Raw genomic sequence first — 23,928 nt, 5'->3', positions numbered from 1 at the left:
GGAATCAGCGCCCCGCCCGATTGACGGAATCGGCTGCCGGGAGCACCAATTCGCGAGCCTGTTACGTTACGTCGCAGGGGGAGGATGACCAGGGTGCTGACCACCGCGCTGAACCACATGACTGTTCCGGGGCTGTCCTATGACGCCTTTCTGGACCTCGCGGCGCGGCTGGAGTGCATCGGCGTCGAGGTGCGCAATGATCTGCAACGCCCGCTGTTCGATGGCGCTGATCCGGCAACGGCAGGGGCCATGGCGCGGGACCGGGGCCTGCGTCTGGTCGGCCTGAGCCAGGTCTACCCGTTCAACAGCTGGTCGGATGACATCGCCGCTGAGGTCCGTGCACTGATCGCGACGGCACAGGCCTGCGGCGCGGAAACCATCAGCCTGATCCCCCGTAACGACGGCACCCAGACCGGAAACGGCGAACGCCATGCCAACCTGCGCATCGCGCTCAAAGCGATCCGCCCGATGCTGGAGGATGCGGGCATTGTCGCACTGGTCGAACCGCTGGGCTTTGGCCGGTCGTCGCTGCGGTCCAAGCAGGAAACGGTTGAGACGATTCATGCGCTGGACGCCGGTCATGTCTTCAAGATTGTGCACGATACTTTTCACCACACCCTTGCCGGGGGTGGGCCGCTGTTTCCGGCGGAAACGGGGATCGTGCATATCTCGGGTGTGGTCGATCCCGCGCTGGCCATTGACCAGATGGAAGACGAACACCGGGTGCTGGTCGACGAACACGACCGGCTTGGGAATGTCGAACAGATCGGGGCGCTGCTGGCCGCGGGCTACTCCGGACCGATCTCTTACGAATGCTTTTCGCCTGAAACACATGCGCTGACGGACCCGTTCACGGCCCTGAAGCGCTCATTCGAATTCATTTCCGCTCAGGTCGCAGAGGACGCCTGACGGGGATGTTTCAGCCCCGGGAAACGGGGACATCCGGCTTGGGAAACGGTGCGCCGGACACCGCTTATGGGAGGAACCCAATGAAGAAGACCCTTATCGCCGCGACGGCCCTTGCCTCTGTGCTTGGAACCGCCAGCTTTGCAGAAACCATCGGCGCGTCGATCGCACGTTTCGATGACAACTTCCTGACCGTCATGCGCAACGGCATGGTCGAATATGCCGCCGGTTTGGACGGTGTCGACCTGCAGGTCGAAGACGCGACCGACGACGTGGCCAAGCAGCTTGACCAGATCAACAACTTCATCGCCTCTGGCGTGGATGCGATCATCGTCAACGCCGTGGACACCTCGGCCACCGAGGCCATGACCGCCGCTGCCGAAGCCGCGGGCATCCCGCTGGTCTATGTCAACCGTCAGCCGGTGAACGTCGACACGCTGCCCGACAACCAGGCTTTCGTTGCGTCGAACGAAATCGAATCCGGCACGCTTGCCGCGTTCGAGGCCTGCAAACTGGCCCGTGCGGCTGGCCTTGCCGGTGGCGCAAACGCCTACCTGATGATGGGTCAGCTGTCGAACCAGGCCGCTGTGCAGCGGACCAAGGACGTTGACGATGTCGTCGGCATGGACATGTGCAACTTCATCAACATCCTCGACCGTCAGACCGCCAACTGGTCGCGTGACGAAGCGCAGGACCTGATGACCAACTGGATGTCTTCCGGTGAATCCTTCGACATCGTCTTTGCCAACAACGACGAAATGGCCATCGGCGCCATTCAGGCGATGAAGGCATCCGGCGTGAGCATGGAAGATGTGATCGTGGTTGGCGTCGACGCCACGCAGGACGCGCTGGTTGCGATGCAGGCTGGCGATCTGGACGCCACCGTGTTCCAGGACGCCTTCGGTCAGGGCGAAGGTTCGGTTGACGCGGCACTGGCGCTGGCCCGTGGCGAAGACGTGGACCAGAAGGTCTACATCCCGTTCCAGCTGGTGACCCCGGCCAACGTCGCCGACTTCCTGTCGCGCAACTAAGCGGGCAACCGCACAAACCGGCGGCGGGGCGTTTTCTGCGCCCTGCCGCAATCGTCCGGCGGATCAGGGCCGGGCAGGGATGAAGACTTCAGGGGAGCCGAAAATGGCGGATCAAGCGCATGGGGTCGGCGGACTGACCTATGACAAGTCCAAACGGGCGTTGCCAAACGAGATCAACATCTTCATCGCGTTGGTGATCATCGTTCTTATTTTCGAACTCATGGGGCAGGTGCTGCCCTATATGAACAACCAAAGCTTCCTGTTCGATTTCAATACCGACCGGGACGGAACCATCCTGAACATCGCACGACTGAAGATCATCATCCTTCAGGTGTCGATCATCGGGATCATTTCGCTGGGGGTCACGCAGGTGATTATCTCGGGCGGGATCGACCTGTCGTCGGGGCCATTGGTTGCCGCGACCGCGATGATCGTGATGTCCTTCGCCCAGACCGAACTGGTGAACGGCAACCCCAACCCCAAGGCGGTTTTCGGACCATGGGCCTTTGACCTTCCGGTCATCGTGCCGATTATCGTCGGCCTGTGTTTTGGCGCCATGATCGGGGCAATCAACGGGGCCTTCATCGCCTTCACCCGCATCCCGCCGTTCATCGCCACGCTGGGCATGTTCCTGATCTGCCGCGGTATCGCGCAGTGGTGGACCCGGGGCCAGCCGGTCTCCTTCCCCACCGAAAGCTATGCCTGGCTCGGCTCCGGCATGATGCCGGTGATCTGGTTCGCCCTTCTTGCAGTGCTGTGCCATTTCCTGCTGCGCTATACCGTCTACGGCAAGCACACCTATGCGATCGGGTCGAACGAAGATGCCGCGCGCATGTCCGGGATCAACGTCAAGCGGCACAAGGTTCTGGTCTATATGATTGCTTCGATGCTCGCGGCGGTTGCGGCTATCGTCCTGAGTTCCAAGAACCTGACGGCGCAATCCGGGATGGGCCTGTTCTATGAATTGTTCGCCATCGCCATGGCGGTCATCGGTGGCATCAGCCTGACCGGCGGGCGCGGATCGATCATCGGCACGGTTCTGGGGGCCATGGTGTTCGGCGTTATCCAGTCCGGGTTTACCTACGTGAAACTGGATGCCTATTTCCAGCTCATGGCCATGGGCGCGATCATCATCGGCGCTGCGGTTCTTGACCAGTGGCGGCAACAACGCGCCGCGTCGCGGTCCTGATCGGGGAGGAGAAAGACATGAGTGGTATCGAACTTCACGACATGGGCGACATCATCCTTGAGACCCGTGACCTGACCAAGCACTACGGTGGGGTCCACGCGCTGGAAGGGGCCGATTTCATCCTGCGCAAGGGCGAACACGTGGCGATCATGGGCGACAACGGGGCGGGGAAATCCACCTTCGTGCGCCAGATCACCGGCGTCGAACAACGCACCCGGGGCGAGGTCATCTTTGACGGCAAGCCGGTACATTTCGACGGGCCGCTCGATGCGCGCCGCGCCGGGATCGAGGCGGTGTTCCAGACCCTTGCGCTGGCCGACCACCTGGACGTGCCCGACAACCTGTTCCTTGGCCGCGAAAAGACCAAGTGGGACTGGCTGGGTCCGTTCCGCCTGCTGGATTACAAGGCGATGCGGGCGGATACGCTTGCGGCGTTGGAAAAGACCGGTGTGAAGATCCCCAACATCAACAATACCATCGAACGGATGTCGGGGGGGCAACGGCAATGTGTGGCCATCGCCCGGACGGCCAGTTTCCATTCGAAACTGACAATCATGGACGAACCCACCGCCGCGCTTGGGGTGCAGGAAACCGCGCAGGTGGAAAACATCATCCGCACGCTCAAGGAACAGGGCGAGCCGCTGATCCTGATCAGCCACAACATGCGGCAGGTCATGGACCTTGTGGACCGGATCATCGTCTTCCGCCGGGGCCGGATCGTGGCCAACCTGAACAAGTCGGAAACCGATGGGCAGGACGTGGTGGCCTATATCACCGGGGCCAAAACCCAACCGGAATACGATATCGAAGGGGTCGCCTGACCCCTTCGACCGCCTGACCCAAGCTTTCCTTCGGGCCTTTGCCGAAGGACCGTGATCTCCGCCGTCTTGGCGGTCCCTGAAAGGTTGTCCAAGTGACGAACGAAACTCAACTTCCCCATGCCGATACGGTCGCGCTGGTCACCGGCGGGGCGCAGGGCGTGGGCCGGGCCATCGCCGACCGCTTGATCGCGGACGGTTGCCGAAAACTGGTGATCGTGGGCCGGGACGCGGCCAAGGGGGACGCCGCCGCCGCGACCATGTCAAAGGGCGGGGCCGACGTGCGGTTCTTTCGCGCCGACATGGCCGACCCAGAGGCCGCACAGGCGATGGTGGATTTCGCCGCCGATACCTTTGGCAAACTGGACGCGCTGGCCCTTGCCGCCGGCCTGTCCGACCGGGGCGGGGTTCTCGATGCCACCCCCGACCTGTGGGACAAGTTGATGAACGTCAACGCCCGTGGGCCGTTCTTTGCAATCCAGCGCTTTGCACAGCGGGCGCGCGCCGCCGGCCATCCGGCCACCTGCGTCAGCATCCTGTCCAGTGCCGCCCATGTCGGCCAAAGCTTCCTTGCGCCCTATTCGGCCTCCAAGGCGGCCATGGCCAACGTGACAAAGAACGCCGCCATGGCCTTGCGGGCCGACAGGATCCGGGTAAACGCCATCGCGCCGGGCTGGATGGATACCGAAGGTGAAGACGCGGTTCAGAAGAAATGGCACGGCGCGGGCGACGACTGGCTGGCACTGGCAGAAGCCGCGCAACCCATGGGGATGCTGGTCAAACCCGCCCATCTTGCCGGGCTGGCCAGCTATCTCCTCAGCTCTCATTCCGGGGTCATGACCGGCACGGTCATCGACTTCGATCAATTTGTTCCCGGGGCCTATCCCGAATGAAGGAAGACAACATGACAGTCAGGTTTGGTGTTCTGGGCGCGGGCCGCATCGGGCAGGTTCACGCAGGCGCAATCGCAACCGTTCCGGGGGCGACCCTCGTGGCGATCGCCGATCCAGTCGCGGCGGCGGCGCAGTCCATGCAAGATAAATACGGCTGCGATATCCGCAGCATCGACGACATCGCCGCCAGCGATGACGTGGACGCGGTGATCATCTGCACCCCCACCGACACCCACGCGGATCTGATCGAACAGTTCTCGAAGGCGGGCAAGGCGGTGTTCTGCGAAAAACCGGTCGATCTGTCGCTGGCCCGCGTTCAGGCCTGCCTCAAGACCGTCGAAGCGGAAGGCGCGACGCTGATGGTCGGTTTCAACCGCCGGTTCGACCCTGATTTCATGGCCGTGAAATCCGCCATCGACGAGGGCCGCATCGGCACCGTCGAAATGGTCACCATCACCAGCCGCGACCCCGGCGCGCCGCCGGTGGATTACATCAAGCGGTCCGGAGGTATCTTCCGCGACATGACGATCCACGATTTCGACATGGCCCGCTGGCTTCTGGGCGAAGAAGTGGACACCGTCATGGCCGCCGCCTCGGTCCTGACCGATCCCGAGATCGGCGCGGCGGGTGATTTTGACAGCGTCAACGTGATCTTGCGCACGGCCAGCGGAAAGCAGGCGATCATCACCAACTCGCGCCGTGCCGCCTATGGCTATGACCAGCGGATCGAGGTTCTAGGGTCTGACGGTATGGTCGCGGCCCGCAACCAGCACGAGGCGAACATCGACTTTGCGGGCACCGCGGGCTTTGCCCGCCCGCCACTGCTGAACTTCTTCATGACCCGCTACACCGCGGCCTATGCCAACGAGATCGCGGCCTTCGTCGCCGCCGTGGCCGATGGGGCGGCGACGCCCACCACCGGGCATGACGGGATGATGGCGCTGGCGCTGGCCGATGCCGCCGTGACATCGGTGGCCGAGGGCCGGGCGGTAAAACTTTCGGAAATCACTGGCTGACACGACATGACCGACGCGACCAAATCCCTTGACGTTATCACGATCGGCCGATCGTCTGTTGATCTTTACGGGTCTCAGGTTGGTGGTTTGTTGGAGGACATGGGGTCTTTTGACAAGTACATTGGCGGCAGCCCGACGAACATTGCGGCGGGGACGGCGCGGTTGGGGTTGCGGTCGGCGTTGATCACCCGTGTGGGGGATGAACACATGGGCCGGTTCATCCGGTCGCAGCTGGCCGCCGAGGGCGTGGACGTGCGGGGGGTAAAGACCGACCCTGACCGTCTGACCGCGCTGGTGCTGCTGGGCATCCGCGACGAGGACCAGTTCCCGCTGATCTTCTACCGCGAGAATTGCGCGGATATGGCCCTGTCGGAAGACGATATCGACGAAGGCTTTATCCGCGAGGCGCGGTCGGTCGTGGCCACGGGCACCCATCTGTCGAACCCCAAGGTGGAGGCGGCGACGCTGAAGGCGCTGCGGATCGCCCGGGCGGCGGGGATGCAGACCGCGCTGGACATCGACTACCGCCCGAACCTTTGGGGCGTGGCGGGCCATGGCGACGGCGAAAGCCGCTTTGTCGAAAGCGCCAAGGTGACGGCGAAGCTGCAATCGACGCTGCACCTGTTCGACCTGATCGTCGGCACGGAAGAGGAGTTCCACATCGCGGGCGGCACCACGGACACCATCGCGGCGCTGCGCGCGGTGCGGGCGGTGTCGGGCGCGACGCTGGTCTGCAAGCGGGGTGCAGCGGGGGCCGTGGCCTTCGAGGGCGCGATCCCCGACAGCCTTGATGACGGGCAGACGGGGCCGGGCTTTCCGATCGAGGTGTTCAACGTGCTGGGCGCGGGCGACGGGTTCATGTCGGGGCTTCTGAAGGGCTGGCTGGACGGGGCGGATTGGCCCACCGCGCTGACATACGCCAATGCCTGCGGCGCCTTCGCGGTGTCGCGCCACGGCTGCACGCCGGCCTATCCGTCGCTGGCCGAGTTGGAGTTCTTTCTGGACCGTGGCGTGGTCCGCCCGGACCTGCGCAACGACCCGGAGCTGGAGCAAATCCATTGGTCGACCAACCGCAAGGGACGTTGGGACAGCGTCAAGACCTTTGCCTTCGACCACCGGCTGCAGCTGGAGGAAATGGCGGGCTATACCTCCGCAAAAGGCGCGGCCTTCAAGGAGCTTTGCCTGGAGGCGGCCCTGCGGGTGCAGGCCGGGCAGGGCGGCTATGGCATCCTGTGCGACAACCGGATCGGGCGGCGGGCGCTGCACCGGGCCTCGGGGACGGGGCTGTGGATCGGGCGGCCGACGGAATTGCCCGGCTCGCGCCCCATCGCCTTCGAGCCGGAGCTGGGCGAGGATCTGGGCCAGTTCCGCGAATGGGCGCGGGAAAACGTGGTGAAGCTTCTGGTCTTTTGCCACCCCGGCGACGATGCCGACACGCGCGCCACGCAAGAGGCGCGGGTCAAGCGGCTGTTCACGGCGGCGCGGCGGGGCGGGCTTGAGTTCCTGCTGGAGGTGATCCCGTCGAAGGTCGGCCCGGTGGATGACACGACCACAGCGACCCTGATCGAACAATTCTATGCCGCGGGCGTTTACCCCGACTGGTGGAAGCTGGAGCCGTTCAAGACCGAGGCCGCCTGGCAGAATGCCGTGGCGGCGATCGAGGCGCATGACACGCACACGCGCGGCATCGTTGTTCTGGGGCTGGACGCCCCGGAGGCGGAACTGGCGCAAAGCTTTGCGCTGGCGGCGAAGCAGCCCCTGGTGAAGGGCTTTGCCGTGGGGCGGACGATCTTTGGCGATGCGGCGCGGGCCTGGATGACGGGCGCGATGGATGACGCCGCGGCGGTTGAACAGATGGCGGGCCGCTTCGCGCGGCTCTGCGAGATTTGGGACAAGGCCCGGGCGGGTGCCGGGGTGAACAAGGAGTAGCAGCAATGGGCAAGACAATCCGGCTGACCGCCGCGCAGGCGATGGTGAAATACCTTGCCGCGCAAAAGACGCCTTCGGGCGAGAGTTTTATCGCCGGGTGCTGGGCGATCTTCGGCCATGGCAACGTCGCTGGACTGGGCGAGGCGCTGCACGGCGCGCGCGACGTGCTGCCCACTTATCGGGGCCACAATGAACAAACCATGGCGCATACGGCGATTGCCTATGCCAAGCAGCTGCGCCGGGACCGGGCGATGATGGTGACCTCCTCGATCGGGCCGGGGGCGACGAATATGGTGACGGCCTGCGCGCTGGCCTATGTGAACCGCCTGCCGGTGCTGTTCGTGCCCGGCGATGTCTTTGCCCATCGCGGGCCGGACCCGGTTCTGCAACAGCCCGAGAACTTCGCTGATGGCACGGTGACGGCGACCGACACCTTCCGCCCCGTCAGCCGGTATTTTGACCGGATCACCCGGCCCGAACAATTGCTGACCGCCCTGCCGCGCGCACTGCGGGTGATGACCGACCCGGCCGAATGTGGCCCGGCCACGCTCGCCTTCTGTCAGGACGTTCAGGCCGAGGCCTATGACTGGCCCGAGGCGTTCTTTGACGAACGCGTCTGGCACCGTCGCGAACAGCGCCCCGACCCGGCCGAGGTGGCACGGGTGGCGGGCCTGTTGAAGGCCGCGACATCGCCGGTGATCGTGGCCGGGGGCGGCACCCATTACGGGCACGCGACCGACGCCCTACGCGCCTTTGCCGAGGCGCATCAGATCCCGGTGGTGGAAACCCAGGCCGGCAAATCGGCACTGCCCTGGGATCACCCGCTGAACCTGGGCCCCATCGGGGTGACGGGGGCGGAAAGCGCCAACACTGTCTGCGCCGCGGCCGATCTGGTGATCGGGGTCGGCACCCGGTTCCAGGACTTTACCACCGGGTCATGGTCGCTGTTCGCCAATCCGGGGCGCAAGCTGGTCAGCCTGAACGTGCAGGCCTATGACGCCATGAAGCACGGGGCGGAACCGCTCTGCTGTGATGCAAAGGCGGGGCTGGAGGCGCTGTCGGCGGCGATCGCGGGCACGACATTCCCGGCGCCCGACGCCTCGCTGAAGGCGGAGTGGTTTGCCAAGGTCGATCCGCTGACCGATGCGCCGGAGGAAGACGCCAACGCCCTGCCGACCGACATGCAGGTCGTGGGCGCGGTGCAGCGGTCGGCGGGGCCCGACACCGTGGTGATGTGCGCGGCGGGCACCATGCCGGGCGAATTGCACAAGCTGTGGAAGGCGGGCCGCCCGGGCAGCTATCACATGGAATACGGCTTTAGCTGCATGGGCTATGAGATTGCCGGGGCCATCGGGATCAAGATGGCCGAACCGGACCGCGACGTGGTCTGCTTTACCGGCGACGGCACCTATATGATGGCCAACTCGGAGCTGGCGACGGCGGTCATGATGGGGATCAAGTTCACCCTTGTGATCACCGACAACCGGGGATTTGGCTGCATCAACCGGCTGCAGATGGGCACCGGCGGGGCGGAGTTCAACTGCCTTCTCGACCACACGGTTCACGAAAACCCGTCGGCCATCGACTTTGTCGCCCATGCCGGGTCCATGGGGGCCAAGGCGGTCAAAGCCGCCTCGATCGCCGAACTGGAAGAGCATCTGGCGCTGGCGAAAGACCACGACGGGGTCTATGCGATCGTGCTGGACACCGACCCGTACCCCTCCACCCCGCATGGCGGAACCTGGTGGGAAGTGGGCGTGCCGGAAGTGTCTGTCCGGCCGCAGGTGAACGCGGCCCGGGCCAATTTTGAAACCAAGCGCAAGTCGCAGAACAGAGTGTAGAAGGGCGCCAGAGATGAGCGTGAAAATCGGGATATCCCCCATTGCGTGGCAGAACGACGATCTGCCGGACATCACCGCCGCCTATACGATGGAGCAGGCCCTGAAAGAGGCCCGCGAGATCGGCTATACCGGGGTGGAGCGCGGCCAGCGGATGCCGCATGACACCGAAGGGCTGCGGGCCTATCTTGAGAAATACGACATCGCGCTCTGCGGCGGCTGGTGTTCTGGCGCGTCGCTGGTCAATGACACGGCCACCGAGATTGCGGCGATCACCCAGCAGGTGGACCAGTTCATCGCGCTCGACGCCCCCTGCATCGTCTATGCCGAATGTTCCAACACCGTGCAGGGCATTAGGGACGTGCCGGTCAACGCCCGCCCCCGCCTGACCCGGGACGAGGTCCTGGCCTATGCGGCGAAGATCACCGAGGTGGCCAAGTGGATGACAGACAGGGGTATGAACTTTGCCTATCACCATCACATGGGCTCGATCATCGAAAGCGAAGACGACGTGAACTGGCTCATGGAAGGGTCGGGGGACGAGGTGAAGCTATGCTTTGACACCGGGCATCTGCTGTTCGGCGGTGGTAATGTGATGGCGACGCTGACCCGCTGGGGCGACCGGGTGCACCACGTCCACTTCAAGGACATCCGGCCCGATGTGGTGGCCGATGTGCGGGCCAACGACCGAAGTTTCCTTGACGCGGTGATCGCCGGGGCCTTCACGGTGCCGGGGGACGGTTGCATCGACTTCCAGGCGGTGGCCAACCACCTGAAATCCATCGACTATCACGGCTGGATCGTGGTCGAGGCGGAACAGGACCCAGCCAAGGCGCCGCCCTATGACTATTCAAAGATGGGCTATGAACATATCCTCAAGGTCTGCGCAGAGGCGGGGCTGGAGATCGCGGGGTAATCAGCCACCGTCGCATCATGGGGTCAAACCCGCCCCGCCTGAGCGTCGCGAAGGCTTATAGGGCGGGTTTGATCGCCCGACCGGCCCGGAGGGCGGGCGCCCAAACCCTTGCACAAAGGCGTCACGCCGCGACCGCACCTCAACACGAAAGGACCGATCCATGGCTGACCTTCTGAAGAAACCCTTCGGCACCCACGGCAAGGTGCATCAGATCACCCCCAAAAGCGCGGGCTGGCGTTATGTCGGCTTCTCGCTCTACCGGCTGCGCGCGGGCGAGACGGCGGCAGAGGCGACGGGCGGGCGCGAGGTGATCCTGGTGATGGTCGAAGGCAAGGCGCGGATCACGGCCGCCGGGCAGGACTGGGGCGTGCTGGGCGACCGGATGGATGTCTTCGAAAAGACCCCGCCGCATTGCCTTTATGTCCCCAACGGCAGCGACTGGTCGCTGGTGGCGGACACCGATTGCACCGTCGCGGTCTGTTCGGCGCCCGGCCACGGCGGGCACCCCGCGCGGAAAATCGGGCCCGACGGGATTACCCTGACCCAGCGGGGGACCGGCGTGAACACCCGCTATATCAACAACATCGCGATGGAGGCCGAGGACTATTGCGACAGCCTTCTGGTGACCGAGGTCTTCACCCCCGACGGGCATTGGTCGTCCTATCCCAGCCACCGGCATGACGAGGACGATTATCCCGAGATCACCTATCTTGAAGAAACCTACTACCACCGGCTGAACCCCGGCGACGGCTTCGGCATCCAGCGGGTCTATACCGAGGACGGGACATTGGACGAGACCATGGCGGTCAAGGATGGCGACGTGGTGCTTGTCCCACGCGGACACCACCCCTGCGGCGCCCCCTACGGGTTCGAGATGTACTACCTCAACGTCATGGCCGGCCCCCGCCGCAAATGGCGGTTCAAACCAGACCCCGCCGTGCAATGGATCATGGACAGAGACGCGAAGTAGTACCCCGCTATCTGATCAAAGCGACAAGGGCAGAGGCCCCAACAGCCAGCGCAATGTAGGGCAAAAGGCTGGCGCTGAACCACGCATTCGGATCACGATATCCAGCAAAGACCGCGTAGTTCGACGCAAGGTTAAACGTCAGGTGCAGAAGGATCGCGGGCATCAGCGACCCGCCTGACAGCGCATGTGCTGCCCCAATAGTCACCGCGTAGACCATGCAATGCGCGGCGAACAGCGGCAGGCGGATCTGGGCGTGCGGGGACTCGATCGTCCAAAGCGGCAGATGCCAGACCGTCCAGATCGCCCCGACCATCAGGGAGGCCCCGAGCCAGCCGACCTTGGGGTGCAACTGGTCCTGCAAGACCCCGCGCCAGCCCAGTTCCTCGCCCAAGGGACCGAGGATCAGGTTGAACCCGACCATCGCCAGACCCATCCCCAGGCCAAGCGGCATCGGGTCGTCCGGGACGAAGGGCCGAAGGATCAGCAGGATCACCAGAGGCGCAATGACGATCCCCCAGACCGGCAGGGGAACCTGGGCAAATTGCACGATGCGACCCAGAAGCTCTGGGAGTTGCCCGTGCCGCAGGGCGATGATGATCGCGGCCAGCGACGGCCCCCAGACCATCACGATCCAGAACGGCAACCCGGTCAGGGTTTCCGGGCTGCGGGCCGATGGGATCGCCCAGATACAGGCAAACCCCGCCAGAGAAATCCCGAAGGTCAGCCCGAGGAAGATCGTAATCTGTGTCATGGGGCATCCTTTCCGGCCAGGGTGCTGATCATCGGGGTCAATTGGTCCGGGTCGGCCAGAAGGGGGGCAAGGGCCCGAAGCGCCGTCCCGGCGAAGGCGGCGGCAGCACGGTTGTCCCAGTGGCCGAGAATCTGGCGCCGGTTGATATGGGCGTTAACGGTCAGGAACAGCTCTGCCACATGCTCTGGATCGACCCCGTCCCGCACCTGTCCCCGCAGCCGCAATGCCAGCCTCGGTGCCACATGCCGGATAAGGGCGGTATCGACAGCGGCAAGATAGTCCTGCCGGTCGGCCCCTGTCCGCAGCGCTGACAAAAGCCCCGTTTCGGCCCCAAGGTGACCCGACCCGGCGCGCAAGATCGCGGGCAGCGGCGACTGGCTTTCGTCGTCAAGTACACGCGCAAGCGCGCTGATTTCACGGTCCACCAGCCCGTCCAGCACGTCTCGTCGGTTGGCGAAATGGTGGTAAAGCCCGCCCCGCGAAATCCCGCAGGCCTGCCGGATATCCTCCATCTCTGTCCCGTCGACGCCCTTGGCCGCAAACAGGGCCGCGGCTGCGTCCAGGATCATCGTCCGGCGGTCTGTCTTGCTCAGTCGGTTGCGCATGGATTCCCAATTACCGACATGTGTCGGTAAATGCAACGTCCCGCGACGGCGGTTGCCCTTGCCTTTTTCCCCACTGGATGCATCTTCGCCAAGCGAACGGGGGAAAACTCATGAAGATCGGAATCGCGTCGCTGATTGCGGGCTATGTGCTGAGCCAGTTTTATCGTGCCTTTCTGGCCGTGCTTGCCCCGGCGCTTGAGGCGGATATCGGCGCGACGCCGGAAGATCTGGCCTTTGCCTCGGGCCTTTGGTTCCTGATCTTCGCGGGCTTCCAGATCCCAGTCGGCGCGGCGCTGGACCGGGTCGGGCCCCGGATGACCGCGACGGTTCTTCTGGCGATTGGCGGTGCGGGCGGGGCGGTTCTGTTCGCCATGGCCCAGTCGCCCCTGCACATCAGCCTTGCCATGGCGCTGATCGGGATCGGCTGTTCGCCGGTCCTGATGGCGTCCTATTTCATTTTCGCCCGTGTCTATTCCCCTGCCGTCTTCGCGACGCTTGCGGGGATGACGATCGGGATCGGCAGCCTTGGCAATATCTTTTCCGCGGCCCCCATGGCATGGGCCGTCGGCCTGTTCGGGTGGCGCGAAACGGTCATGGGCATCGCCGCGCTGACGCTTCTGGTCGCGCTGATCATCTGGGCCACGGTCAAAGACCCGGAAAAGGTCGTCAGCACGGCGAAAGGGTCGGTCCTGACCCTGCTGGCCATGCCCGCGCTTTGGCCGATCTTCATCATGATGCTGGTGAACTACGCCCCTTCGGCGGGGCTGCGTGGGCTGTGGGTGGCCCCCTATGCGCGGGATGTCTTTGCGGCGGATGTCGGCACCATCGGGACCGTGACCCTGATCATGGGGCTGGCGATGATCGCGGGCAACTTTGCCTACGGACCAATGGACCGGATCTTTGGCACCCGCAAGTGGGTGATCTTCGCAGGCAATGCGCTGGGGGCCGTGGCTTGCCTCGCGCTTTATGCCATGCCGGACCGGGGGCTTTGGGTGTCGGTCGCGTTGCTGGCTCTTGTCGGCTTTGCCGGGGCATCCTTCCCGATGCTGGTGGCCCATGCCAAGGCCTTCTTCCCGGCGCATCTGACCGGGCGCGGCGTGACGCTGATCAACCTGTTCGGGGTTGGGGGCGTCGGCCTGTTTCAATTCGTCACCCGCCCGATCTATGCCGCCAGTGCAGACGGTGCCCAGACGGCGGCGGAACCCTATGCGGCGCTGTTCCTGTTTGCCGGGCTGGCGCTGGTTGTCGGGCTGGCTGTCTACCTTTTGTCGCAGGACCGGACAGACTAGGCCCCGAACCCCCTTTGGCCCTTTTCCTTGACGCGAAGGCGGGCTATAGCCCGCGCGTCTCTCAACCAAGGAGCCATGCCAATGGGCTATAAAGTCGTCGTCGTTGGCGCCACGGGCAACGTGGGCCACGAAATGCTGAACATCCTCGCCGAGCGCGAGTTCCCCGTCGATGAGATCGCGGCCCTCGCGAGCCGAAAATCGCTGGGCACCGAAGTCAGCTTTGGCGATCGAACTTTGAAGACCCAGGATCTGGACACCTTCGATTTCACCGGCTGGGATATCGCGCTCTTCGCCATCGGGTCGGACGCGACCAAGAAATACGCGCCCAAGGCCGCAGGGCAGGGCTGCGTGGTAATCGACAACTCGTCGCTGTATCGCTACGACCCGGACGTGCCGCTGATTGTTCCCGAAGTGAACGCCGAGGCGGTCGAGGGCTATGCCAAGAAGAACATCATCGCCAACCCCAACTGTTCCACCGCGCAGATGGTCGTGGCGCTGAAGCCGCTGCATGACCGGGCCACGATCAAGCGGGTGGTCGTGTCGACCTACCAATCCGTGTCGGGCACCGGCAAGGACGCGATTGACGAACTGTGGAACCAGACCAAGGGCATGTATGTCCCCGGTCAGGAGGTGGCCCCGTCCGTCTACCCCAAGCAGATCGCCTTCAACGTCATCCCGCATATCGACGTGTTCCTTGACGACGGGTCGACCAAGGAAGAATGGAAGATGGTCGCCGAGACCAAGAAGATCCTCGATCCGTCGATCAAGCTGACCGCGACCTGCGTGCGCGTGCCGGTCTTCGTCGGCCATTCGGAAGCGATCAACATCGAGTTTGAGGACTTCCTGGACGAAGACGAAGCCCGCGACATCCTGCGCGAAGCGCCGGGGATCATGGTCATCGACAAGCGCGAGGCCGGTGGCTACGTCACCCCGATCGAATGCGTCGGCGATTATGCCACCTTCATCAGCCGTATCCGTCAGGACAGCACCATCGAAAACGGGATCAACCTGTGGTGCGTTTCGGACAACCTGCGCAAGGGCGCGGCGCTGAACGCCGTGCAGATTGCCGAGGTTCTGGGCCAGCGCTGCCTGAAAAAGGGCTGATTCAACCGGACAGAATTAGGAAGGCGCGTCGCAACTGCGGCGCGCCTTTTTCGTTGGGATACCCCTATGTCCCGCGCGGTTTTGCCCGCAGGGTCGGGTCGGCCTCGGTCGGGTCCTCGGGCCAAGGGTGTTTGGGGTATCGGCCCCGCATGTCCTTGCGCACATCCGCATAGGAGGTGGCCCAGAAACCGGGAATGTCCGATGTGACCTGAATGGGCTTCTGGCCCGGCGACAGAAGCGTCACCTTTAACGGGGTCCGCCCCACGGTCGGATGCCGGGTGACGCCGAACATCTCTTGCAGGCGCAGGCTGATCTGCGGCGGGTCGCTGTCGTAGTCGATAGGAATCTTTCGGCCCAAAGGGGTTTCGAAATGGGCAGGGGCGGCGGCGTCCAGCGCCTGCATCTGGCCCCAGTCCAGCATCGCCCGCAGGGAAGGCAGCGGGTCGAACCGTTTCCAGTCTTCGGCGGTGCGGACCCCGGCAAGATAGGGGGCAAGCCAGTTTTCCAAACCTTCCAACAGCGTGGCGTCGTCCATCGCCGGCAGTTCCGTTCCGCCCGCCCGGACCAGTTCCACCCGGGCGCGGAATCGCATGGCCGCCGGAGGCAGACGCAGCCCAAGGTCGCGGACACCGGCGCACATAGCGCCGGCGATGGCCGCGTCCGGGGCGTCCGGCCAAGTCCGGTCGTCCAGCACCAGCGCACCAAGCCGTTCCTGTTTGCGGGTCAGAACGCGGCGGTCGCGGCGGGACCAGTCGCAGACCTCGGCCCAGTGGATCTGATCGGCGAACAGCCCCCGCACCTCGCTTTCGGAAATTGCGACAGCCTGCCGAATCTTCGCCTCGCGCGGGTTGCCATCCAGATCGGTCGCCACGATCAGGCGTTGCCCGGCCAGCGGGTCGGCCTCTTCCATCACCGCGCCCTTGCCGCCGGACAGGACATAGCGCGGGGCGTCGCCTTTGCGGCGCAGCCCGATCCGGTCCGGGTAGGCCAGCGCCAGCTGTTCGGCCAGCGTCAGGGGCGCGGCCTCGGGCAGGCCGCGGGCCAGACGCTTTGCTTCGGTCCGGATGCGGTCCAATGTCGGGGGATGGGCGGTGCCTGGTCCGTCGTAGCGCCCCCGCAGCGCGGCCATCCGCAGGGACAGGTCCACAGTCGCGCCGCGCAACGGGTCGCGTTCGGCCAGAAGTGCCGCAACCGGGGCAGCCTGCGCGCCCGCCGTCTGCAGCATATGGCCAAGGCGGGGGTGCAGGGGCAGGGCGGCCAGCGCGCGGCCGTGCGCGGTGATGCGGTTCTGCCCGTCCAACGCCCCCAACGCCTGCAGCAGGGCCCGTGCTTCGGCCAGTGCTCCCTCGGGTGGCGAGGTCAGGAAGGCAAGACCGTCCGCCCCCCAGAGCGCCAATTCCAGCGCAAGCCCTGCAAGGTCCGCCGCCTCGATCTCGGCCGGGGGGTAGGCGGGCAGGGCGCCGTCCTCTCCCTTGGTCCAAAGGCGGAAACAATCGCCCGGCGCAACCCGGCCCGCGCGGCCCGCCCGCTGGGTCGCCTCGGCCCGGCTGACCCGTTCGGTGACCAGCCGTGACATGCCCGACCCGGGGTCATAGCGGGCGCGGCGGGCGCGGCCCCCGTCCACCACAACGCGGATGTCGGAAATGGTCAACGAAGTTTCCGCGATCGAGGTCGACAGGACCACTTTGCGACCCGAGGCGACCGGCCCGATGGCGGCGCGTTGCTGGGCAAAGGGCAAGGCGCCGAACAGGGGGCGCAAGTGGCAGTCAGGTGGCAGCCGCCGGGCCAACAGCGCTTCGACCCGGCGGATTTCGCCCTCTCCGGGCAGGAAGACCAGAACGCCGCCCTCGGTCCGGGCGACCGCATCGGCCACCAGATCGGCAACGGCCTCTTCATAGCGGCGTGTCTTGGGGAGGGGCGTATCGAGTTGGTGAACCGCGACCGGGAAACTGCGCCCTTCCGAGGTGATAATCGGGGCCGCGTCCAGCAATTCGGCCACCGGGGCGGCGTCAAGGGTCGCGGACATGACAAGAAGGATCAGGTCGTCGCGCAGCGCCTGCCGGATCTCCCATGTGAGGGCAAGGCCCAGATCGGCGTTCAGGGACCGTTCATGGAATTCGTCGAAGATGACCGCGCCGATGCCGGGCAATTCGGGATCGGACTGGATCATGCGGGTCAGGATGCCCTCGGTCACCACCTCGATCCGGGTCGCGGCGCTGGACTTCGCCTCGCCTCGCATCCGGTAGCCAACGGTCTGACCAACTTGCTCGCCCAGTGTTTCCGCCATCCGCTCCGCCGCGGCGCGGGCGGCAAGGCGGCGGGGTTCAAGCATCAGGACACGGCCCGTCACCAGCCCGGCCTCCAGCATGGCCAAGGGAACGCGTGTGGTCTTGCCCGCCCCCGGCGGGGCCTGCAACACGGCGCGGCCCGCGGCCCGAAGGGCGGCAATCAGTTCCGGCAGGGCGGCGTCGATGGGCAGGGTGGTCATGGGGCGTTTATGGGGCGCGGACCCGGACCGGGCAAGGGGCGGTGGGTTGAAACCCACCTTACCCGGGGGCGCTTCGCCCCCCGGACCCCCCGAGGATACTTGAAACCCAAAGAAGAATGGACGCTGTGTCCAGCTCCCTACTTTGGGTCGATAAATATCCCGGGGTGAATGGCCCGATATGGGCCAGACGGGCAGCGCCCCTCAAACGTAAGGCGGGTTTCAACCCACCCTCCCTAGTGGACGATCTTTTCTTCCTTGACGAACATGTTGGCCCAGGCCCGGTCGATCAGTTCCGGCGACATCTGATAGGGGATGCCTTCGAATTCGCAGATCGAAATCATCTGGTCGATCAGGAACACTGGCTGGTAGTTGGCATAGATATTGTCGATGGTCGGGTATTTCTTCTTCAGAAGGTGGACCAGTGTCGCCTCGTCCAGCGGCATCTTCTTCTTGCGCGCGACCATGGCGAAGATCTTCAGGAAATCCTGCTGCGACGGCCCGTCGATCTTGATCTTGTAGAAGATCCGGCGCAGCGCCGCCTTGTCGAAGATTTCGTTCGGGTGGAAGTTGGTCGAGAAGATCACCAGCGTATCGAAGGGCACTTCGAATTTCTCGCCCGATTGCAGCGCAAGAATATCGCGCCCTTCTTCCAGCGGCACGATCCAGCGGTTGACGATCTTCTGCGGCGGTTCTTCCTGACGGCCAAGGTCGTCGATGATGAAGATGCCACCGGTCGATTTCAACTGTAGCGGCGCCTGATAGGTCCGGGCGACCGGGTTATAGACAAGGTCAAGCATCGACAACGACAGTTCACCGCCGGTGATCACCGTGGGCCGTTCGCAGCGGACATAGCGGGTGTCATAGCGGTTGCCGGTACGGCGCAGCGAGTTGGGGTCGTCGGCCTGTTCTTCGGCCGCCGAATGCACGATCGGGTCATAGACGGTGATCACCTGGCCCGCGTATTCGATGGCGCGCGGGATGTAGATCTTGTCGCCCAACGAATCCCGGATCCCGTTCGAGATCGAGGATTTCCCGTTGCCCGGCGGACCATACATCAGGATCGACCGCCCGGCCGAAACCGCGGGCCCAAGGTTGTCGAGCAGTTCCGGCGGCAGGACAAGGTGCCCCATCGCGCCGGTCAGCTGGTCACGGGTGACCTGGATATTCTTGATCGACTGGCGCTTGACCTGTTCGGCATAAACCTCGAGCGGGACAGGCATCGCGCCGTAGTATTCGGACTGCGCCAGCGCATCCAGCGCACGGGCCCTGCCGCCATCGGTCAGCTGATAGCCCATTTCCCCGCCCGAATTGGCGTGCAATGTGCCTGTCGCCTCGACCAGTTTCTGGCTGCGCGCCAGATCGACCAGTTCCTGCGTCACCGGGATCGGCAGACAGATCGCCCGGGCCAATTCGCTGACCTGGTCGATGTTCTTGCGGAACATCGTCTTGATCAGGATGTCCCGCATCATCACCAGCGGCAGCTGCATCTGTTCCAGCGATTTCGGCGCCGGGGGTGCAATGACGTTCGAGGTTTGCATGTTCATCGGTTTGCTCGTTCCTGCCTGTGCATTCGGCCTTTGTGACACATCCGCCGCGCCCGAAGAGGTTGTCGGACCCACGGCGGTATTCCTTTACACAATCTGTCTGTGCCCGGTTATTGTGGCGAAAAAATGGACAAAACGTTCCAAGAGGCAGGCATGAGCAGACCAAATCCCGCGGTTTTGATGGGCATCCTTGTGGCGGCCCTCGCCCTTCTGGGCGGGGCAGCGGTGCTGAAGGGTGGTTTCTACATCGGCAAACACGAAGGCGACACGCTGCACCTGATGCAGATCGTGTTTCGCATGGCGGAAGGTCAGGTGCCGCATCGCGATTTCATGACCCCGATCGGCGGGCTGGCCTTTGCCCCTATCGCCCTGTTCGTGAAATCCGGGATGGGCATCGGCATGGCGACGCTTTGGTCGCAGGTCCTGATGGCCGCGCTGATCCTGCCCGCGGTCTGGTGGGTGGCGATGTCGCGGCTGTCGCCCTATCTTGCCGCCTTCTTCGGGATTGTTGTCATGGTGCTGATGCTGGCGCTGGTCCATGGCGAGGCACAGCGCAGCGTGTCGATCTCCATGCATTACAACCGCTGGGCCTGGGGGGCGGCGTTCGTCGCGATCCTTGCTGCGATTGTGCCGCCGGTGCATCCGCGCAGTGGCGTCATCGACGGGATCATCATCGGGCTGATGGCCTGCGTCATGGTCCTGATCAAGGTGACCTATTTCGCGGCCTTCGCCCTTCCGGTGGTCCTTGCCCTGATCCTGACCAAACAGCGCCGCGCCCTGATCGTGGCGCTTCTGACCGGGGCGGTGGTGGCCGGGGCGATCACCCTCTGGCTCGGGCCCGACTTCTGGCTGGCCTATCTGGGGGACCTGCTGACCGTGGCCCGGTCCGAGGTGCGGCCCCAGCCGGGCGAGCCGCTATCGGCGGTCGTCGGCGCACCAGCCTATCTGGGCGGGTCGCTCGTCGCGATCATGGGGGTGATCCTGCTGCGACAGGCGCGGGCCGATGTGGGCGGGCTGGTCCTGCTGACACTTCTGCCGGGGTTCTTCTATGTGACCTACCAGAACTTCGGGAATGACCCGCAGTGGATCTTGCTGTTGGCGGTTCTGCTGCTGGCCCTGCGCCCGCAGGGCGAGGCGACCAACGCCATGGGTTGGAACATGCGCGGGGCGCTGAACATCTGTGCCGCCATGGCACTTGCCCTCGGCGCGCCCAGTTTCTTCAATCTTGCCTACAGCCCGTTCCGGCATTTCAACGTGGATGTGTCGACCTATGCGCCGCTGTTGCAGCGTGGCGGCATCCACGAAGACCTGCAAGGCGCGGCCCTGCGGGTTGAACGGGTCGATGGCCGGGTCGCGCTGGACGCGCCGGGGATGGCGCTGGCCGCCTACGCCAACGCCGACCACCGCGAAGACCCGCCCCAGTTCATGGGAGAAACCTTTGCCACCTGTAACGTCGAACTGGGGCTTCCGACCGTTTTCGACGCCATCTCGCGCGATCTGGAAGCGGCGGGGCTGGCCGGGGGCAAGCGGATCTTCGCAGCCGATCTGTTCTCCTCCTACTGGCTGTTCGGGGATTTCGAACCGCTTGTCGGCGGGGCGCCTTGGTATTACGGCGGGCTGCCGGGATATGCTTCGGCCGATTACCTGCTGATCCCGATCTGCCCGGTGGTGCAGGACGTTCAGGCGCAGGTTCTCAAGGCGATTGAGGCCGAAGGTACTGACGGTCTGGCCGAAATCCGGCGCACTGACCTCTATATCCTCTACAGCAAGGGATAGGACGTCGGCCCAACGAAAAAGGGCCCCATCGGGGCCCGTCTTCGGTCCGGCACCACAAACGGGCCGGGGCAGCGCTACTTACGCGGCTTCCGCGGCCTGCTCGGCGGCGTGGCGGCGCTCGCTTTCCTCGCGCGACAGCGCGACAGAGGTGCGCACACCTTTGGAGACAAACTCCATAAGACCCTTCACAACCCGCTCGTTCGGGTCGATCCCGGCACAAGACAAGACTTCACGACCGTCCCGCGACCGCGCCCAGCGGGCGATCTGTTCGGGGCCGTTGCCGTACTTCTTGTCGTCGGCGATGGCGTCATCAAGTGCGGCAAGAACAACGGCCGCAAACAGTTTGCGGGCGCGGTTGCCTTGTTCGTTGTTGAACGCGGTGCCGTCAACGAAATCCTTCATCTGGCGTCCTTTGTTGTTTTTGCTCTTGTGGTTCAGGCGTGAGGCGCAATATGCCTACTTTGATCCGATTCGGGGGGCCTCTTTTGGAATGGCAGCCATGCGTCTAGTGCATGGCTGAACCGGCGTTTTTGGCATATTTGGGGTCGCCCCAGGTTGCTTCGCCTCCAGATATAGGTCTCAAACCCCTCGAAACAACCAATTTGCCATAATTTTGCCACAGGTCCGAACATGCCCAAGATCAACGGAAACGAAATCCGCCCCGGAAACATCCTTGAACATGATGGTGGCCTTTGGGCCGCTGTGAAGGTCGATCACGTCAAGCCCGGCAAGGGCGGCGCCTTTGCCCAGGTCGAAATGAAGAACCTGCGCAACGGGTCGAAACTGAACGAACGGTTCCGCAGCGCGGACAAGGTTGAACGGGTCCGGCTGGAACAGAAGGACCAGCAGTTCCTGTATGAAAATGACGGGATGCTGGTGTTTATGGATACCGACACCTACGAACAGATCGAACTGCCCGCCGACCTTCTGGGCGAACGCCGTCCCTTCCTTCAGGACGGGATGACCGTTGTCATCGAATACCACGAGGAAGAGGCGCTGAACGCGACCCTGCCGCAGAAAGTCACCTGCACCGTGACCGAGACCGAGCCGGTCGTGAAAGGGCAGACCGCCGCCAACAGCTACAAGCCCGCGATCCTTGATAACGGCGTGCGGATCATGGTCCCGCCCTTCATCGCGCAGGACGAAAAGATCATCGTGAACACGGAATCGATGGAGTATTCCGAACGGGCCTAAGGCTTCGGACCGGACAGGGGAGGGCGCGGAGATGCTGACAGAGGCTCGCCGCGCCCTTTTGCTGTCTGCGGTGCGCGATGCGGCGGCGCTGGACATCCTGCCCCGGTTCCGCCGCCTGACCGCCGACCAGATCGGGACCAAGTCCGGCCCCGCGGACCTTGTTACCATTGCCGACCGCGAGGCCGAGGCCCGGATCACCGCCCGCATCGCGGCCGACTGGCCCGAAGCGCTGGTGGTCGGGGAAGAGGCGGTCTCGGCCGACCCGACGCTCTTGGACCGGTTGGACGGGGCGGACTGGGCCGTAGTGGTCGATCCGGTTGACGGCACATGGAACTTTGCCAACGGGTTGGCCACCTTTGGGGTCATCGTCGCGGTGCAATACCGTGGCCAGACCGTCTGGGGGGTGATCTATGACCCGCTGATGGACGACTGGGTCGAGGTGGGGGACGACGCGTGGTTCATGTCCCCGGATGGCGCCCGGACGCCACTAACAACATCTACCACTGCACAGGCCGAGGAGATGACAGGTTTCATCCCCCTGTTCCTGTTCCCCAAACAGGTCCAGCCGGCCCTTGGCGCGGCCTTTGCCCAGTTCGGGCGGGTGCAGTCGCTTCGCTGTTCGGCCCATGAATACCGGCTTCTGGCGCAGGGGCGGGTGGAGTTCATCCTGTCCGCCATGCTGAACCCATGGGACCATCTGGCGGGCGCGCATGCGGCGCGTCGGGCGGGGGGCGTCGCGCGGTTGCTGACCGGCGAGGAATATCTCGCGGCGCGCCGGCAGGGGCCGCTTCTGGTGGCTGGGTCGGACAAGGGCTGGCACGAGGTCGCTGATATCCTGCGGCCGATCCTGCTCGGCTAGTCCTGCTGCCAGATCACCCGTGCCGCGCCTGCGGTCAACGGGCCGGTCGCGCGGTCGAACCGCAGATAGGCAAGGGCCTGATCGCCGGCGACGCTGTGCAGGGTGCCCGCCTCTCGGTCACCTGCCAAGATCGGGGTGCCGGGGGTGGCGTCCCCGCTGATCGCCACGCGGGCCAAGCCCTTTTTCAACTCCGTCTTGTGCTTCATCCGGGCGGTGACCTCCTGCCCGACATAGCACCCCTTACGGAAATCGACGCCGTTCAACCGTTCGAACCCCATTTCAAGGATGTAGCTGTCGGGGGTGAGTTCCATGCCAGTTTCGGGCACCATGCGGGCCACGCGTAGGGCGGTCCAGTCGGTGCCGTCGCCCCCCCCTTCCGCGCCATAAAGGCGCCAGCCGAGCGCCGGATCGCGCGGGTCCATGACCGCGCCGTCCGGCATGGGGCCGGTCCCGCGACGAACCTGCAGCGCTGTCTCCTCGATCCCGACCTTGGCGCGTAGCTTGTACATCGAAAGACGTTGCGCCAGCGCCGGGGCAAGGGCCGTGTCCACATCCAACAGGATGCGGTCTCCGTCACACTTGAGGAAAAAATCGGCCAGATACTTACCCTGCGGCGTTAGAAGGGCCGCGTAGACGATCCCGCCGTCACGGGTCTTGCCGACGTCATTGGTGACCAGACCCTGTAAGAAATGGGCGCGATCCTCGCCGGTGATCGCCAAAATGGTGCGGGTGTCGGACATGGGGCAGCTCCCTTCGCGTTGATCGGGATATAGGGTGGACGCAGGCGCCTGTCAGCCCCTGAGGGATGGAGG

At 64.4% G+C, this 23,928-nt stretch carries 21 protein-coding genes; 15 read left to right on the top strand and 6 right to left on the bottom strand.

Going from position 1 to position 23,928, the window contains the following annotated elements; translation table 11 throughout:
* The first annotated feature begins 84 nt into the window (after positions 1-84).
* The 10 genes from U3648_RS10540 to iolB all read left to right on the top strand — a co-directional run bounded on the left by U3648_RS10540 (position 85) and on the right by iolB (position 11,506).
* Entirely contained in the window at positions 85-909 is an 825-nt protein-coding gene (locus U3648_RS10540; protein WP_420859189.1) for a TIM barrel protein, read from the top strand.
* Positions 910-989: 80 nt separating this feature from the next.
* Positions 990-1,937 (top strand): substrate-binding domain-containing protein, encoded by a 948-nt coding sequence (locus U3648_RS10535; protein ID WP_420859188.1) that lies wholly within the window; start codon positions 990-992, stop codon positions 1,935-1,937.
* Positions 1,938-2,040: 103 nt separating this feature from the next.
* Entirely contained in the window at positions 2,041-3,126 is a 1,086-nt protein-coding gene (locus U3648_RS10530) for an ABC transporter permease (protein ID WP_420859187.1), read from the top strand.
* Positions 3,127-3,167: 41 nt separating this feature from the next.
* Complete coding sequence (locus tag U3648_RS10525) at positions 3,168-3,947, top strand: ATP-binding cassette domain-containing protein (RefSeq protein WP_420859212.1); 780 nt, start codon at positions 3,168-3,170, stop codon at positions 3,945-3,947.
* A gap of 92 nt (positions 3,948-4,039) precedes the next feature.
* The gene (locus U3648_RS10520; RefSeq protein WP_420859186.1) at positions 4,040-4,837 is read left to right on the top strand and encodes an SDR family oxidoreductase; all 798 of its coding nucleotides are present in this window, start codon (positions 4,040-4,042) and stop codon (positions 4,835-4,837) included.
* 11 nt (positions 4,838-4,848) lie between these two features.
* On the top strand, positions 4,849-5,853 hold the full coding sequence (iolG, locus tag U3648_RS10515) for an inositol 2-dehydrogenase (RefSeq protein ID WP_420859185.1): 1,005 nt from the start codon (positions 4,849-4,851) through the stop codon (positions 5,851-5,853).
* Positions 5,854-5,859: 6 nt separating this feature from the next.
* Positions 5,860-7,782: a bifunctional 5-dehydro-2-deoxygluconokinase/5-dehydro-2-deoxyphosphogluconate aldolase gene (locus U3648_RS10510; protein ID WP_420859184.1), complete on the top strand. Its 1,923-nt coding sequence runs from the start codon at positions 5,860-5,862 to the stop codon at positions 7,780-7,782.
* Positions 7,783-7,787: 5 nt separating this feature from the next.
* Positions 7,788-9,623: a 3D-(3,5/4)-trihydroxycyclohexane-1,2-dione acylhydrolase (decyclizing) gene (gene iolD / locus U3648_RS10505; RefSeq protein ID WP_420859183.1), complete on the top strand. Its 1,836-nt coding sequence runs from the start codon at positions 7,788-7,790 to the stop codon at positions 9,621-9,623.
* A gap of 13 nt (positions 9,624-9,636) precedes the next feature.
* A complete protein-coding gene (gene iolE, locus U3648_RS10500; RefSeq protein WP_420859182.1) occupies positions 9,637-10,536 on the top strand; it encodes a myo-inosose-2 dehydratase in 900 nt (299 codons plus the stop codon).
* Between the two features lie 160 nt (positions 10,537-10,696).
* Positions 10,697-11,506, top strand: a complete 810-nt coding sequence (iolB, locus tag U3648_RS10495; RefSeq protein WP_420859181.1) for a 5-deoxy-glucuronate isomerase — start codon at positions 10,697-10,699, stop codon at positions 11,504-11,506.
* A gap of 7 nt (positions 11,507-11,513) precedes the next feature.
* On the opposite strand, the gene U3648_RS10490 is transcribed toward iolB, so the two are convergent.
* Both U3648_RS10490 and U3648_RS10485 read right to left on the bottom strand, forming a co-directional pair.
* Positions 11,514-12,257 carry a CPBP family intramembrane glutamic endopeptidase gene (locus tag U3648_RS10490; RefSeq protein WP_420859180.1) on the bottom strand — a complete coding sequence of 248 codons (744 nt, stop codon included), beginning with the start codon at positions 12,255-12,257 and terminating at the stop codon, positions 11,514-11,516.
* Positions 12,254-12,862, bottom strand: a complete 609-nt coding sequence (locus U3648_RS10485; RefSeq protein WP_420859179.1) for a TetR/AcrR family transcriptional regulator — start codon at positions 12,860-12,862, stop codon at positions 12,254-12,256. The genes U3648_RS10490 and U3648_RS10485 overlap by 4 nt, the downstream gene beginning before the upstream one ends.
* A gap of 110 nt (positions 12,863-12,972) precedes the next feature.
* On the opposite strand from U3648_RS10485, the gene U3648_RS10480 reads away from it, so the two are divergent.
* Entirely contained in the window at positions 12,973-14,151 is a 1,179-nt protein-coding gene (locus U3648_RS10480) for an MFS transporter (protein ID WP_420859178.1), read from the top strand.
* Between the two features lie 81 nt (positions 14,152-14,232).
* Complete coding sequence (locus U3648_RS10475) at positions 14,233-15,255, top strand: aspartate-semialdehyde dehydrogenase (RefSeq protein WP_420859177.1); 1,023 nt, start codon at positions 14,233-14,235, stop codon at positions 15,253-15,255.
* A gap of 64 nt (positions 15,256-15,319) precedes the next feature.
* On the opposite strand, the gene hrpB is transcribed toward U3648_RS10475, so the two are convergent.
* Positions 15,320-17,743, bottom strand: a complete 2,424-nt coding sequence (gene hrpB / locus U3648_RS10470) for an ATP-dependent helicase HrpB (protein ID WP_420859176.1) — start codon at positions 17,741-17,743, stop codon at positions 15,320-15,322.
* 233 nt (positions 17,744-17,976) lie between these two features.
* A complete protein-coding gene (locus U3648_RS10465; RefSeq protein ID WP_420859175.1) occupies positions 17,977-19,287 on the bottom strand; it encodes a P-loop NTPase family protein in 1,311 nt (436 codons plus the stop codon).
* A 153-nt stretch (positions 19,288-19,440) separates the two neighbouring features.
* Between U3648_RS10465 and U3648_RS10460 the strand changes: the two genes are divergently transcribed.
* Complete coding sequence (locus U3648_RS10460; RefSeq protein ID WP_420859174.1) at positions 19,441-21,063, top strand: glycosyltransferase family 87 protein; 1,623 nt, start codon at positions 19,441-19,443, stop codon at positions 21,061-21,063.
* Positions 21,064-21,141: 78 nt separating this feature from the next.
* On the opposite strand, the gene U3648_RS10455 is transcribed toward U3648_RS10460, so the two are convergent.
* On the bottom strand, positions 21,142-21,465 hold the full coding sequence (locus U3648_RS10455; protein ID WP_129683594.1) for a DUF6280 family protein: 324 nt from the start codon (positions 21,463-21,465) through the stop codon (positions 21,142-21,144).
* A 228-nt stretch (positions 21,466-21,693) separates the two neighbouring features.
* On the opposite strand from U3648_RS10455, the gene efp reads away from it, so the two are divergent.
* Both efp and U3648_RS10445 read left to right on the top strand, forming a co-directional pair.
* Positions 21,694-22,257 (top strand): elongation factor P, encoded by a 564-nt coding sequence (efp, locus tag U3648_RS10450; protein ID WP_420859173.1) that lies wholly within the window; start codon positions 21,694-21,696, stop codon positions 22,255-22,257.
* 31 nt (positions 22,258-22,288) lie between these two features.
* The gene (locus U3648_RS10445; protein ID WP_420859172.1) at positions 22,289-23,116 is read left to right on the top strand and encodes an inositol monophosphatase family protein; all 828 of its coding nucleotides are present in this window, start codon (positions 22,289-22,291) and stop codon (positions 23,114-23,116) included.
* On the opposite strand, the gene ygfZ is transcribed toward U3648_RS10445, so the two are convergent.
* A complete protein-coding gene (gene ygfZ, locus U3648_RS10440) occupies positions 23,113-23,856 on the bottom strand; it encodes a CAF17-like 4Fe-4S cluster assembly/insertion protein YgfZ (protein WP_420859171.1) in 744 nt (247 codons plus the stop codon). The two genes, U3648_RS10445 and ygfZ, sit on opposite strands and share 4 nt — an antisense overlap.
* Between the last annotated feature and the right edge of the window lie 72 nt (positions 23,857-23,928).

Origin of the sequence: Marivivens marinus (assembly GCF_035969385.1) — a bacterium.
GTDB lineage: Bacteria > Pseudomonadota > Alphaproteobacteria > Rhodobacterales > Rhodobacteraceae > SELP01.
The sequence above is the reverse complement of the archived record's forward strand: the minus strand, read 5'-3'. Positions and strand labels throughout refer to the sequence as shown.

Bases quoted from the DNA above. Each gene is read 5' to 3' on its own strand.
- U3648_RS10540 (WP_420859189.1), top strand. From the start codon at position 85: ATGACCAGGGTGCTGACCACCGCGCTGAACCACATGACTGTTCCGGGG.
- U3648_RS10535 (WP_420859188.1), top strand. From the start codon at position 990: ATGAAGAAGACCCTTATCGCCGCGACGGCCCTTGCCTCTGTGCTTGGA.
- U3648_RS10530 (WP_420859187.1), top strand. From the start codon at position 2,041: ATGGCGGATCAAGCGCATGGGGTCGGCGGACTGACCTATGACAAGTCC.
- U3648_RS10525 (WP_420859212.1), top strand. From the start codon at position 3,168: ATGGGCGACATCATCCTTGAGACCCGTGACCTGACCAAGCACTACGGT.
- iolG (WP_420859185.1), top strand. From the start codon at position 4,849: ATGACAGTCAGGTTTGGTGTTCTGGGCGCGGGCCGCATCGGGCAGGTT.
- U3648_RS10510 (WP_420859184.1), top strand. From the start codon at position 5,860: ATGACCGACGCGACCAAATCCCTTGACGTTATCACGATCGGCCGATCG.
- iolD (WP_420859183.1), top strand. From the start codon at position 7,788: ATGGGCAAGACAATCCGGCTGACCGCCGCGCAGGCGATGGTGAAATAC.
- iolE (WP_420859182.1), top strand. From the start codon at position 9,637: ATGAGCGTGAAAATCGGGATATCCCCCATTGCGTGGCAGAACGACGAT.
- iolB (WP_420859181.1), top strand. From the start codon at position 10,697: ATGGCTGACCTTCTGAAGAAACCCTTCGGCACCCACGGCAAGGTGCAT.
- U3648_RS10490 (WP_420859180.1), bottom strand. From the start codon at position 12,257: ATGACACAGATTACGATCTTCCTCGGGCTGACCTTCGGGATTTCTCTG.
- U3648_RS10485 (WP_420859179.1), bottom strand. From the start codon at position 12,862: ATGCGCAACCGACTGAGCAAGACAGACCGCCGGACGATGATCCTGGAC.
- U3648_RS10480 (WP_420859178.1), top strand. From the start codon at position 12,973: ATGAAGATCGGAATCGCGTCGCTGATTGCGGGCTATGTGCTGAGCCAG.
- U3648_RS10475 (WP_420859177.1), top strand. From the start codon at position 14,233: ATGGGCTATAAAGTCGTCGTCGTTGGCGCCACGGGCAACGTGGGCCAC.
- hrpB (WP_420859176.1), bottom strand. From the start codon at position 17,743: ATGACCACCCTGCCCATCGACGCCGCCCTGCCGGAACTGATTGCCGCC.
- U3648_RS10465 (WP_420859175.1), bottom strand. From the start codon at position 19,287: ATGAACATGCAAACCTCGAACGTCATTGCACCCCCGGCGCCGAAATCG.
- U3648_RS10460 (WP_420859174.1), top strand. From the start codon at position 19,441: ATGAGCAGACCAAATCCCGCGGTTTTGATGGGCATCCTTGTGGCGGCC.
- U3648_RS10455 (WP_129683594.1), bottom strand. From the start codon at position 21,465: ATGAAGGATTTCGTTGACGGCACCGCGTTCAACAACGAACAAGGCAAC.
- efp (WP_420859173.1), top strand. From the start codon at position 21,694: ATGCCCAAGATCAACGGAAACGAAATCCGCCCCGGAAACATCCTTGAA.
- U3648_RS10445 (WP_420859172.1), top strand. From the start codon at position 22,289: ATGCTGACAGAGGCTCGCCGCGCCCTTTTGCTGTCTGCGGTGCGCGAT.
- ygfZ (WP_420859171.1), bottom strand. From the start codon at position 23,856: ATGTCCGACACCCGCACCATTTTGGCGATCACCGGCGAGGATCGCGCC.